Annotated in this window: 11 protein-coding genes; all 11 read right to left on the reverse strand. The window is 40.3% G+C overall.

Annotated elements, in window-relative coordinates; genetic code table 11:
* Positions 1–181 precede the first annotated feature (181 nt).
* Complete coding sequence (gene rfbC / locus HWQ37_RS03440; protein ID WP_292743793.1) at positions 182–733, reverse strand: dTDP-4-dehydrorhamnose 3,5-epimerase; 552 nt, start codon at positions 731–733, stop codon at positions 182–184.
* Between the two features lie 39 nt (positions 734–772).
* Positions 773–1426, reverse strand: a complete 654-nt coding sequence (locus HWQ37_RS03445; RefSeq protein WP_292743796.1) for a PIG-L deacetylase family protein — start codon at positions 1424–1426, stop codon at positions 773–775.
* Positions 1423–2223, reverse strand: a complete 801-nt coding sequence (locus HWQ37_RS03450) for a sugar phosphate nucleotidyltransferase (protein WP_292743798.1) — start codon at positions 2221–2223, stop codon at positions 1423–1425. The genes HWQ37_RS03445 and HWQ37_RS03450 overlap by 4 nt, the downstream gene beginning before the upstream one ends.
* 44 nt (positions 2224–2267) lie before the next feature.
* Positions 2268–3533, reverse strand: a complete 1266-nt coding sequence (locus HWQ37_RS03455; RefSeq protein ID WP_292743801.1) for a class I SAM-dependent methyltransferase — start codon at positions 3531–3533, stop codon at positions 2268–2270.
* 16 nt (positions 3534–3549) lie between these two features.
* Positions 3550–4578, reverse strand: coding sequence for an SDR family oxidoreductase (locus HWQ37_RS03460; RefSeq protein WP_292743804.1), 1029 nt, complete (start codon positions 4576–4578; stop codon positions 3550–3552).
* Between the two features lie 3 nt (positions 4579–4581).
* Positions 4582–6558: a tetratricopeptide repeat protein gene (locus tag HWQ37_RS03465; protein ID WP_292743807.1), complete on the reverse strand. Its 1977-nt coding sequence runs from the start codon at positions 6556–6558 to the stop codon at positions 4582–4584.
* Between the two features lie 111 nt (positions 6559–6669).
* Entirely contained in the window at positions 6670–8673 is a 2004-nt protein-coding gene (locus tag HWQ37_RS03470; RefSeq protein ID WP_292743809.1) for a tetratricopeptide repeat protein, read from the reverse strand.
* Between the two features lie 421 nt (positions 8674–9094).
* Positions 9095–10354, reverse strand: coding sequence for a calcium-binding protein (locus HWQ37_RS03475; RefSeq protein ID WP_292743812.1), 1260 nt, complete (start codon positions 10352–10354; stop codon positions 9095–9097).
* Between the two features lie 107 nt (positions 10355–10461).
* Positions 10462–10632: a hypothetical protein gene (locus HWQ37_RS03480; protein WP_292743814.1), complete on the reverse strand. Its 171-nt coding sequence runs from the start codon at positions 10630–10632 to the stop codon at positions 10462–10464.
* A gap of 6 nt (positions 10633–10638) precedes the next feature.
* Positions 10639–11901 carry a nif11-class peptide radical SAM maturase 3 gene (locus HWQ37_RS03485; RefSeq protein WP_292743816.1) on the reverse strand — a complete coding sequence of 421 codons (1263 nt, stop codon included), beginning with the start codon at positions 11899–11901 and terminating at the stop codon, positions 10639–10641.
* Positions 11902–11968: 67 nt separating this feature from the next.
* Positions 11969–12412, reverse strand: a complete 444-nt coding sequence (locus HWQ37_RS03490; RefSeq protein ID WP_292743819.1) for a Nif11-like leader peptide family RiPP precursor — start codon at positions 12410–12412, stop codon at positions 11969–11971.
* Positions 12413–12562: the final 150 nt, after the last annotated feature.

Consider the following 12562-nt stretch of genomic DNA (forward strand, 5'->3'; position numbering starts at 1 on the left):
CTTGCGTCTGATTTCATCACTGAAAGTCGAATCAAAATAAATCGTATTCACTTCTCCCCCCATCTGCTATAACAAAATTTGAAAAGTGTTCAAATTCTGATTTTCCCTGCTTCTGCCTGATACTAATCCTACATTCACTCAAAAACTACATACTTTTTAAACTGCTCTTAAAACCCTTGCATCACGTATGCGTTACAATTTTTTTCGATTCAAATAAACTCCAATCTCTATCTTTTTCCGAAATTTCAGTCACAGGTAGAGGCCATTCAATACCAAAAGCTGGGTCATCGTAACGATACCCAATAGCATATTCTGGTGCATAAAAGTCACCCATTTGATACATCACTTCGGTTTCATCGCTCAGAGTTTGAAACCCGTGGGCACACCTATCTGGGATATAGAGAGCAAGGTGATTTTCCGCAGTTAACTCTATACCAATATGAGATAAATAACTAGGAGATTCTGGACGCAAATCGATTATTACATCATAAATAGCTCCTCTGATACAACGCACCAATTTTGTTTCCTCAGAAGGAGGCATTTGATAATGCATACCCCGCAACGTTCCTTTTTTATAGTTAAAAGATAAATTGCATTGGGCAATAGTAGGTTTCAAACCACGATCTTGAAATTCCTGAATACAAAAACTCCGAGCAAAAAAGCCCCGAGGATCTTGATGTAACTCTAAATCAATAATAAATGCTTCTTTTATTTTAGTTTCAGTGAAGATCATAAATTTGCAAAATTGAGAGAAAATTCCAACTCTAATTTGTTAGAAAAATATTTTCCGGCAGTAAAATGCTTCAGCATATTTACTTGGTGAATTTGATTCAATCCCGCGAATTCTGAGAATGGAACGAAAAGTCTCTTCTGTGAACCACTGCTTATTATTCTGGGTAGGAAACGCATCTAAAATATATTGAATTTTTCGGCGGCAGAGTGTTTCATTTAAATGGACAAAGAAATTAGGAATACCCAAATCACCATCGTATTTGGGTATTTCATATTCTAAAATTAAATGATTTCTAAAGGTATTCCAAGTAAACTCAGAAATTAAGCGGTGATCTTGGTGGCGATCGTCTCGGTGATGAGTAAAGATTATATCTGGTGAGAATTCTTGCTTCAACTGTTCAAAGCATTCCTTCACCTCTATCCCTTGAAAAGGTAGAAAGCCATCTCGAAAATCTTTAATGATAATTTTCTTGACCGGGATTTCTTTTAAGAAGAGACTAGCACTTGTTGTTGCTTCCTTTGCTCTTTGCTCATTGGAACTAAAGACAACCCAATAGATAACAACATCTTGGTAATTCTCTATTAGCTTTAAGATTGTGCCTCCACAACCAATCTCTATATCATCACAATGAGAACCTAGACAAAGAATTTTGTACTCAGATTCTTCTGTCTTATTCAAGGTAAGTTGAATCATATAATATGGCTGACTTCTAGTTGTTCATCTCCCCATACTTCCCAGGGTCTTTCACCTTGAGCATACATATCATCTAGTTGTTGCTTCTCTTTAAACGTATCCATTACCCCGAAAAAGCCAGTGTATTTATACGCAAAAAGTTCTTTTTTGGCAATCAGTCTTTGAAAAGGTTCAAGAACAAGTTCTTCGCCACGATTGATATAGTTAAAAATCTCTTTTTTAAAGATGAAATAGCCTCCATTAATCCAAATATCACGTTGTTTGACATCTTTGATATCTTTCACCACGCCATCGTCATTCATGTCAACTAGGTGAAAACTTTGGCTTGGTCTGACACACAAAAAACTACCAATTTTATCACGCTGATAAAAATGATTAATATACGTTGGTAGATGCAAGTCTGTCAACCCATCACTATAGTTAGCTAAAAATACTTCTTCTCCTTCTAAATACTTTTCTACTGCCTTGAATCTTTGTCCAATATTGGCAGTTAACCCTGTATCTACGAAGGTGATATTCCAATCTTGAATATCCCGATTAAACAACTGGATTTTGCTCCCATTAGAAAGGCTAAAGTTATTAGAAAGCCATTCATTGTAATTTAAAAAATAGCTTTTAATTAGGTCAGCCTTGTAACCAAGACATAAGATAAAATCTTTGTGTCCATAGTGAGCATAGTATTTCATCACATGCCATAATATTGGTCTGTAACCAATATTCACCATTGGCTTAGGAATGCTTTCTGAATACTCTCTCATTCTCGTTCCCAAACCACCACAAAATAAAACTACTTTCATGATACTTCCCTCGTTTTGATGATAAAAATATTAAACTTAAACACTTAAGAGTAAACATTAACTTCAGGAATTGGGACAACAAATTGACCTCCCCAATCCCGAATGTAAGCCATTTGTGTCATAATTTCATTTTTCAGATTCCAGGGCAAAATTAGTATATAGTCAGGTTTTGTTTCGGCAATTTTGTCTGGATGAAAAATCGGAATATGAGTTCCTGGTAAAAATTGACCCTGTTTGTAGGGGTTACGGTCTACTGTATAGTCAAGAAAATCTGTGCGGATACCACAATAGTTTAAGAGAGTATTTCCCTTACCTGGAGCGCCGTAACCAACAATCGTTTTTCCCTCCCGCTTAACTTTTATTAAGAAATCTAATAACTTGCGTTTAGTTTCTTTAACTTGTTCGCCAAAGGAAAAATAGTATTCTAATTGCGTAAAACCAGCCGCTTCTTCTCTACTTTTCAATTCTGATACTTGGTGGCTAACGGGTTTAGAAGAGTCTTCGTTGTGGCGGGCATAGATTCTTAAAGAACCACCATGAGTAGTTAATTCTTCTACATCAAAAATTGTCAACCCGTGAGTAGCAAAAATCTTTTCTACGGTCAGAAAGGAAAAATAAGAGAAATGTTCATGGTAAATAGTATCAAACTGATTTTCCTCAATTAACCGCATCAGGTGGGGAAATTCCATCGTAATTACACCATGCGGTTTGAGGATAATTTTCATTCCTTTGACAAAATCATTCAGGTATGGTGTGTGAGCCAGGACATTATTACCTAGTAATAAATCTGCCTGTTTGCCCTTAGCAACCTGTTCTTTTGCTGTCTCCTGCCCAAAAAATTTCACAACTGTAGGAATACCTTTTTTAATTGCTACCTCAGCAACATTTGCTGCTGGCTCTATTCCCAGCGCTGGAATGCTTTTGGCAACAAAATATTGCAGTAAGTAACCATCATTGCTAGCAATTTCTATTACCTGACTTTCCTGGTTTAATTGGAAACGTTCTACTACCAAATCAACGTAGTTCTTGGCGTGTTGTAACCAGCTATCAGAGTAGGATGAGAAATAGGCATAGTCGCTAAAAATATTTTCTGGGCTAATGTATTCTTGGAGTTGAACTAAAAAACACTCCTCGCAAACATAGACATGGAGAGGATAAAATGGCTCTACTTCATTGAGTTGTTTGAGGCTACGATAACTTTCACAGGGAGGAGACATACCTAAATCTACGAAGGTATGGTGTAACCCTGTTCCACAGAACATACAGTTACCAGTTGTTGGTTGATTATTTGTTGGTTTTAGTAAATTCATAATTTATATTTTTTATTTAAACAGTTTGCCAGAAGAAATCCCGATCGATTTGCTGAGTCCGAATGAGATACTCCAGTTGTTTCAGCCGAGTAAACCCTCTAGATTCAAATGTTTCTCTATCCATATCAATTTGCTGGAAGACATTATGGAGTTGTTGGGCACCGCGCTGGGCATCCCATTCACATTTGAATCCTGGTAAATTTTCGTTGATTTTATTAAATAAAACCCGATAGCTGCGGTTGTCAGGATCGTGTTTACCAAAGCTCAATTGACAATCTGTAAAAACATCTGCGACTATTTGAGCAATTTGTTTGACTTGATAGTTGCTATTTGTATCGCCGACATTGAAAATTTGGTTGTGAATTAGATCACGCGGAGCTTCTAAGGTGCAGATAATTGCTTTGCAGATATCTAATAGATGCACTAGAGGTCGCCAAGGTGTACCGTCGCTGTTCATTTTAATTTCTTTAATTGTCCATGCCCAACCTGCTAAATTGTTTAAGACAATATCAAAGCGCATTCTGGGAGAGGCTCCATAGGCTGTGGCATTTCGGAGAAAGGTGGGGGAAAAGCTATCATCAGCAAGGAGTTTCACATCTTGTTCAACAAGTGCTTTGCATTTAGCATAAGCTGTTTGGGGATTGATGGTAGACTCTTCGCTAACGTAGTCTTCAGTGGCAAAACCATAGACACTGCATGATGAAGTGTAGACAAAGCGTTGGATTCCGGCTGCTTTTGCCAATTTCGCTAAATGTATTGAGCCTTTGTGGTTGATGTCGTAGGTGATATCAGGGGCTAACTGACCTAAAGGGTCGTTGGAGAGTTCTGCCATGTGAACTACTGCTTCCACGCCTTGCAGGTCTTCTATTGTAATGTGGCGGATGTCTTTGTTGAGGGTTTTGGCAGTTACCTTGGTGCCGTTATATAGCCAACCTACTTTATAAAAGCCAGTATCCAAACCAATAACTTCATGACCTTGTTGGATTAAGAGGGGAGCTAATAATGAGCCAATATAACCTTCAGTTCCAGTTACAAGTACTTTCATATCCTATAGTGCGATCGCAATTTGTGGTGGTTTTAATTCAGTCGGAGTATTGACTGGAATATTTTCTTCAGGAATAGCAAGCAACTTGGCTGCAATTTCATCTCTGAGGGGAGCTGCTTCATCTTTAGTCAACCAAGCGAATAATTTTGCGATTGCTTGTGGAGAACGATCCATTTTGAGGATTTCTTGGAGTACAAACAAAGCCCCGGTGATATTGCCCACCTGGAGAGGAATTGCTGCTAGTCCTAGACAATAATTGAAATTGTGGCTGCGAGATTTGGCGGTAATCTGTGCGCGATGCTCAATGGGAAGATAGGTATCAGAAACCTCAATTGCACGGCGAATCGCTTCTGCCATTGTTCCAGAACGTAAGCTTTCAGTTGTGAGTCTATTAGTTTCAGAATAAAGGCGGTAACAAGCTAAAATACCTGGTTCATACCACCAATCGTAAAAAGAAGCAAAACGTTTAAAAATCTCCCAGTCACAAATTGGGGGAAATTCCGGGTAAAATCCCCCTAAGCGTTCATAAGTTGTCCGCCGAACCACCATTGCAGGAACCATCAGTAGACCGCATACACCAATTTGTAGCACCCAATCCTGCATGATCCCCCTGTGTTCTCCATACAATGAAACTATTTCCCCCTCTGCCCTCGTTTCTCCTTTTTCGTTAATATATTCAAAACCCGTACAAGCAACCCCAACGGAATCTGGGCAAGTTGCTAGACTCTGCTGGAGGCGTTCATAAAAGCCTGGATTTACACGGTCATCATCGTGGAGGAGATGCACCCACTGACCGCGACTCAGGGAAATCCCGGTGTTAAAATTTCTGACTTCACCAATATTTTGCTGATTGCGGTAGTAGCGGATTATTCCTCCCCCAATACTGTTTACTAGATCGAACAAGGGTAGCTTACTGGCATTATCCATCACCAGAATTTCCATCTGCTCTGCTCCTGACCATTGCACCAAGACGCTAGCCAGAGATTCAAGCAGATAATCGGTGCGGTTATATACTGGAATCACCACACTCCAAAATGGTCGGGGTTTCTCTGGGTTTGCGATCGGTGGAATCGCTGGAAACTGATAATCGCCGACATTAACTTCGCCTTGGGGAATAAGCGGAGTCACAATTATTTCTTGGCTGGTTCCTGCATTTTGGTAAGCAGTGACCGCTTTGGCGTAGTGGGGATTGAGTAAAGTTAATCCCTGACGATACACAGAAATCGCCTCTGCAATCTTGTTTTGAGCTTGGTAAATCTGAGCCAAGCGGGTATAGATTTTCCAGTTTTGGGGATTGAGTTTTAAGGCTTGGTGATAGGATGCGATCGCCTCTTCCCATTCCTGTTGTTTTTGCAGGGCACTACCTAAGTTATAATGAGCATCGAGCAAATCTGGCTGGAGAGCGATCGCTTGTCGATAGTATAAAATCGCTGTCTGTATATCGTTTACTTTTTGACGACCAAGGCCTAAGTGATTGTTTAATTTTGCATAGTGAGCTTGTTGTTGGGGCGAAAGCTTGCCTTGGGTATTGAGAATGTTACCCAAGTTTACTTCGGCTTCTGGGCAGTTGGGCTGCAACTCTAGCGCTTTTTGATAAGAGACAACTGCCTCATCTAACTTGCCTTGTTGTTCTAGGGTGTAGCCGAGGTTGTTGTGTATGGCTACTAGCTTTGGCTGTAGGGCTAAGGCTTGGCGGTAAGCTATCTCTGCTGCTGATAATTCACCTTGAGCTTGATGCAAATTGCCTAAACTAAACCAAGCTTTAACTAACTCTGGCTGCACCTCAATAACTGCACTAAACAACTTTTTCGCTGCTTGGGGCTGACCTGTTTGCTGCATTAGCAAGGCTAATCTGTATAAAGCCTCTGGATGGTCAGGCTGTGCTTCTAGAACTTGACGATAACCCTGTTCAGCTTGTTCTAGACGATTGGCTTGATGTTGTTGAACAGCAAGTTGGAGTGCTTCAGTAATGGTTTTCATATTTATTCGTGCTATATTCAATCACCACAAGCAAAATAAAGCAAAAAAAGTATTTAACTAATAAATATTTTAAACCTTTTTAATCAGTCAAATTACAGATTTTGCGATACTTTACTTCAAAGGAAGCGAGATTAATCTTGAAGTAATTTCATCCCTGAGCAAAGCTGCTTCATCATGTTGCAACCAGGTGAATAAGTGTGCCACTGCACCAGAAGAACTATCAATTTTCAGAGCCTCTTGAACCATACGAAGCGCCCCTTCAAGTTTATCAAGCTGCAAAGGAATCTGAGCTTGTGATAAAAAATAGTTAAAGTGATAGCTACGAGATTTTGCTGTAATTTCTACAGGAATATAATCTTCGGAAATCTCAATCGCACGTCTTAGGCATGTACCCTGAGAACCAGATAATACAGATTCGGTTGTAATACTGTGAGTGTGGTGACGGTAACGAGCTAAGATTTCCGGTTCATACCACCAATCATAAAAAGCGGTAATGCGCTTATAAAATTCCCAGTCTCCGGTATAATTTAACTCAGAAAGATATCCCCCCAAGTGTTCATAGGTTGAACGACGGACAACCACTGCGGGCATATTTAAAGGATTTACTAACCCAATCATTTGGATAAAATTTTCAGCAATTCCTCTGTTGTTTCCATAAATTTGTTGAGAGAAGACCACCTTTCCCTGCTCGTTAACGTTTTCATAGCCTGTAAAAGCGGCTCCAATAGATGGCGGACATGTTTCTAAAGACTGTCTGAGGCGAGCATAAAAACCTGGAAGAACATAATCATCATCGTGAAGTAAATGAATCCACTGCCCTTGGCTGATGGTGATTGCGGTATTAAAATTCTGATATGCTCCCCTGTTTTGGCTATTGCGATAGTAGCGGATGATTCCCTGACCAATTTCATCGACTAAATCTTTCAGAGAAACAGGACTGGCATCATCAACAACGACAATTTCCATCTCCTCTTCTCCAGACCATTGCCTCAGAACACTCACCAAACATTCAAATAGGTAATTAGTCCGGTTATTTGTGCTGTAAATTGGGAGTACAACGCTCCAAAAAGGTCGTTTTTCTTTATCAGCTGCGACTGGCGGAATTGCTAGGAACCTATGCTTCCCTAAAATTACTTCCCCTTGGGAAATTGGGGGTGTAAATGATATTTGTTGAGAAATTTCAGCCTTTTTGTCGGTTGCTAATGCTTTGGCATAGTGGGGATTAATCAGCTTTAACCCTTGTTGATAGGCAGAAACTGCTTTCTGGAATTGGTTTTGCTGTTGGTAAATTTTGCCTAAGTTGAGGTAAGTTTCTCCATCGTTGGGATTAAGTTCCAAGAGTTTTTCATAGGATGCGATCGCCTCTTCAAATTTCCCTTGTTCTTGCAGCGCCAAACCCAGGTTATAATGAGCTTCTAGCAAATCTGGCTGGAGTGCGATCGCTTGCTTGTAACAAGTAACAGCATTTTCCAAATCAAGAGCTTTTTTCCGGGCAACACCCAATTTATTATTCAATTGTGCATAGTGCATTTGTTGATTGACCGAGAGCTTACCTTGAGCGTGTAACGCATTGCCCAAACTAGCCTCTGCTTCTATAAAGTCTGGCTTTAACTCTAGAGCTTTTTGATAATAGTTAATTGCTTCTTCAAATAATCCTTGTTGTTGCAGAGCATAGCCCAAGTTGTTGTAAATTGGCAGTGAGTTAGGAAATAAAACTAAAGCTTGCCGATAAGCTTTCTCTGCTTCCGAAAACTGTTTCTGTGCTAAATACAAATTACCTAAACTAAACCAAGCCTTAACAGAATCTGGTTGAACTTGCGAAGCCGCACTTAGCCACTGTTCAGCAGTTTGGTATTGTCCCATCTGCTGTGCCAACATTCCTAAACCATATAAAGCTTCGGGGTTGTCCTTTTCTTTTTCCAGGACTTGAATATATAGCAGTTGTGCTTCTACTAAACGATTGTTTCGTTGTCGTTGAACTGCTAGTTGGAGGATTTCAGCTACTTGTGTTTTATTTAGCGATTCAGCTTCACCCTTTTGACCTGACTGATGCTTCTGCACCGCAATTTGAATCAGAGATTTAACTTTAGATTCGGAAATAATTGTAGTATCCATAAATTAATTTTATATCAGATTATTAGAAATAAGTATAGCTTTAGAAGATAGATGACAACTATCAATAAAATAAATATTTATACCTGTTATTACCTGTTAATAAAACAGGGCTATTTCATTAGAGAAGGGAGAGATTTTGTCAACAGTATTTACGAGAAATTCATCTTAAATTAGGAATCCAAAAATTACCAACTCAAGTAAATTTCAGTGCGTACACCAGAGGGGTTACTGTTGGCAAAGTCTCTCCCAGAAAAGCTATCGACATTTTCTTGTCTAATCAGATTTTTTACTCACCTGATTGTTTTGACTGAGATGCTTGTAAATCAGAGTCTTTTAGAGAATGAAACAGCTCTGCTCTTTAAGGTAGGAATCATCCAGAATCAGAGTCGTTTTTCTGGAGAGGCAATTAGCCTGAAGCAAATTATATTACCGAGCTGAGATCGCTGGCACTCACCCCGGAAAATAGTATGCTTTGTTGAGGAGTATTAGAGAAAAAACCATTAGAGAAAGAAGAAGAACCTAAGGTGAGGAGAGCGCCATCTTTGGTATCTGTTACATTACCTCGATTTCCCCAGCCCTGTAATACAAGCTCATCAACACCAACTTTGAAATCTTGAATCACATCAAAGTCTTTTTGGAAAAAAGTATCGCTACGCTTGAAAGTAAATGTGTCATTACCATCGCCACCAACCAAGACATCATTACCACTACCACCATAGAGAACATCATTACCTAAACCGCCATAGAGTGTATCATTGCCATTACCACCATTTAGGGTATCATCACCTTGGCCAGCATCGAGGACATCATTACCTCCGTATCCAGATAGCTGATCATCCCCCAAACTGGCATAAAGTTTGTCCGCTCCGTTAGTTCCCGTCAGATTATCGTTCCGAATCGTGCCATAGATAACATCTCTACCCAGGTTGCCGATTAAGGTGTCTCCTGCCAATTCAACAGAACTAGTATTAATTTTGACTATAGTTAGGTTGGTATCGCGTTTAAAATTGCGATCATAAGTCCCAACAGCACTACCATTCAGGAAGTCACTACCATTGTTGCCATCAATATCAGAGCTTTTATTGCGATCGTCAATCGTAACATTGCGACTACGACCAAAGGTTAGATCAGCGATTTGATCGGAGGAGATCAATTTACCCTGGATGCCAAAATAATCTAAAACTCTGGCCTTGTTAGGATTTGTGGTGTCTAACACTAAAAAAGTTGTTGTAGACAGAGCCTTGTTATACTCAACGTCAGGATTTTCAATTTCTTTAGCTGCCAGTTGTAGATTGGCTGAAAAATCAAAAGAGAAATCTTCATTACGTCCAACCGTAAAACTAGCAAGTACCTTTGCTTCGCTATTGGAAGTACCTTGAAACTGACCATCTAATCCAACGACAGCAGCCTGAGTGAAAAGTGATGAAAAAGTTGGGTCAAAACTTGCTTGAGCGTCAGCAATAGCAGCAGCCACACCACCTTGAACTAATGCGTCCGTCTGGGTAGAAGTTAAAACTCCTGAAGCACCTTCACTATAGTTGGAAAAAGTAGCATCCCCTTGAGCGGTAACAAAATTAGGACTAGGATCTGGCTTGGGATCGGGTCTGTTATTGAGATTAGGTCTACCATTGAACTGAAGTAAGCTTTGAGATGTCTGTCTTAGACTTGCTCTTGATGCCATGAAAACCTCGTGTTGATTATGTTAGTTAACAAATTTGCACGTAAATATTCGGAGAGTAGTTCTCTCCTAATTTACGAGCTAAATCTCTCGACAGCCCTGTAAAACTGTCAGCTTTTATCCAGGAGTTGCTTTGCTTTTAACAGCACTTTTAAATAGCCTAATTGACTATTCCAAGCTGAACGTGGAAGCAAGGGGATTTTCTCTAATTCTGGAGATGCTGATAACTTAAGGTCAGTTTTGTTTTCTGAAATTGGGGTAATTTCTGAATTTTCTGCCATGATTTATTATCTCACGAAAGAGTAATAAAATTCGGGTTCTTGTTGCCAACTTTCTGACCACTGAATGCTGTCAGCAGTAAAATGTAATTGGTCGTTTGCCGGACAGAGAGTATCTATAGGCTCGACAATTAACTCAAATTCACCATTATCAAATGGCAAACCTTGTGCCTTGACTTTGGGAACTACACGCTCTCTCATGCCTTGTTTTGCATGAGTCAGAGCGCGATGATGACAGTAAGGATTATTACCTCTCTTATTAAAGAAAACATGGGCAGTCCAGCTGCAACCCCCACGACAAAGTTCAGCATATTCGCAGGTTTTACAGAAACCCCACAGGTGTTTTGTCCCTTCAGGTGTTCCTGCTCCTAGATTGAAGCGTAGTTCTTCTGCACCCTCGATAATATCATGCAAGGTATGTTCTCGAATATTACCACCTGTATAGGCGGTAGTCGGTAGTGAGGGACAACCTTTAATTGCTCCGTCAGCTTCAATTCCTAAAGTGGAGAGTCCTGCACCGCAACCTTGCCAAAATGAGAATTCATGCTCCTTTCCCCGTCCCCGCAACAGTCGTTCGTAAGGGCCGTAGTAACCAATGTTATTTCCCGCCTGAAGTTGAACGCCTTCTTGGTAAGCACGACGCGCTACACGGGCTAGCATGGGATAGATATCTAACAGTTCATGGGGTTGCAGGAGGATATCTGCGTTATCGGCTGCATTCCCCATTGGTACAGTTAGCTGAACTTGCCAAGCACTGGCCCCTGCATCACGAATGCACTCATAGATGTAGGGAAACTCTGGCGCTGAGAGGCGGTTAATTTGGGTGTTGCAACCAAAGGTAATACCCACTTCTCGGAGATGACTCATGGTTTTAAATGCATATTTCCAAGAGCCTTTTTTCCCCCGCAGACGGTCGTGAGTTGCTTCCAAACCATCAATCGAAACAGAGACAGTACGAATTCCCGCTTCCTTCATTTTTTGGGCGGTTTCTAACGAAATGCCATAACCGCCCGTAGTCATACCACATAACATTCCCGCCTCATTTATAGCTTTGGCAATTTCTAGCCAGTCTGGACGCAGAAATGCTTCACCACCAATGAGAGTAACTTCTTTAATCCCAACTTCTGCCATCTGCTTGACGAGATCCAAAGCTTCCTCTGAGGAAAGCTCGTTGGTGCGCTCATGTCCTGCACGGGAACCACAGTGACTACAAGCGAGATTGCACTTTAAAGTAATTTCCCAAACTGCGTAGCTTTTGCGGTGATATGTCATAGGTTAACTCTCAATCTCAACCCTCAAAATAAACTAACGCATTCTATTTTTTCATTGTTTTATCGGGTTATTGTACTTCTGTTGGGCTGACTACTCCATATAAAGTTTGTACAGGTGGAACTGTTGCTTTGCAAGGAGCTGGCCATGGCTTAGGATGTGGTTTAGGAATCCATTGACATTTTGGTGGTTTTCCACATTCTGCGGGAGGTTCGGGAGGTTGGGCGACAACACCATACAATGGTTGAGCGACTTGTTCAGTGTTGTTTGTCAGTCCGCCAAAGGCTCCCACTAATTCCTCTTCACTAAGGTCGTCAAACTGACCTAATTCTTTTAATTCCAATATTTTAATGGAGGCTGTTTCAAATTCTTCTTGAGAAAAGTTATAGCCGCTTTCTGCCATTAATTTGGCGACTTTCTCGCTTTGATCGCTCATTAATTGAGTGTAAAAAGCTTCGTCTTTGACTATTCGGATGATGAACTCTTTAACTTTCTCGAAAATTGTTAGTGACATAATTTTTCCTCTGTTGTTATGGTGATTAGATTTTTTCTTGACATATTGAAATTTTTCTCAGAGAAAACTTTAAATGTGTCAGGAAGTGCGATCGCAACTGAACGTAAATTCAAGAACCTAAAATTTGAAATCTGACAAAACGGCGATCGC

Origin of the sequence: Nostoc sp. NMS4, assembly GCF_017115095.1 — a bacterium.
GTDB lineage: Bacteria > Cyanobacteriota > Cyanobacteriia > Cyanobacteriales > Nostocaceae > Nostoc.

Coding starts and splice junctions, on each gene's coding strand:
- rfbC (WP_292743793.1), bottom strand. CDS start 733: ATGATCTTCACTGAAACTAAAATAAAAGAAGCATTTATTATTGATTTA.
- HWQ37_RS03445 (WP_292743796.1), bottom strand. CDS start 1,426: ATGATTCAACTTACCTTGAATAAGACAGAAGAATCTGAGTACAAAATT.
- HWQ37_RS03450 (WP_292743798.1), bottom strand. CDS start 2,223: ATGAAAGTAGTTTTATTTTGTGGTGGTTTGGGAACGAGAATGAGAGAG.
- HWQ37_RS03455 (WP_292743801.1), bottom strand. CDS start 3,533: ATGAATTTACTAAAACCAACAAATAATCAACCAACAACTGGTAACTGT.
- HWQ37_RS03460 (WP_292743804.1), bottom strand. CDS start 4,578: ATGAAAGTACTTGTAACTGGAACTGAAGGTTATATTGGCTCATTATTA.
- HWQ37_RS03465 (WP_292743807.1), bottom strand. CDS start 6,558: ATGAAAACCATTACTGAAGCACTCCAACTTGCTGTTCAACAACATCAA.
- HWQ37_RS03470 (WP_292743809.1), bottom strand. CDS start 8,673: ATGGATACTACAATTATTTCCGAATCTAAAGTTAAATCTCTGATTCAA.
- HWQ37_RS03475 (WP_292743812.1), bottom strand. CDS start 10,354: ATGGCATCAAGAGCAAGTCTAAGACAGACATCTCAAAGCTTACTTCAG.
- HWQ37_RS03480 (WP_292743814.1), bottom strand. CDS start 10,632: ATGGCAGAAAATTCAGAAATTACCCCAATTTCAGAAAACAAAACTGAC.
- HWQ37_RS03485 (WP_292743816.1), bottom strand. CDS start 11,901: ATGACATATCACCGCAAAAGCTACGCAGTTTGGGAAATTACTTTAAAG.
- HWQ37_RS03490 (WP_292743819.1), bottom strand. CDS start 12,412: ATGTCACTAACAATTTTCGAGAAAGTTAAAGAGTTCATCATCCGAATA.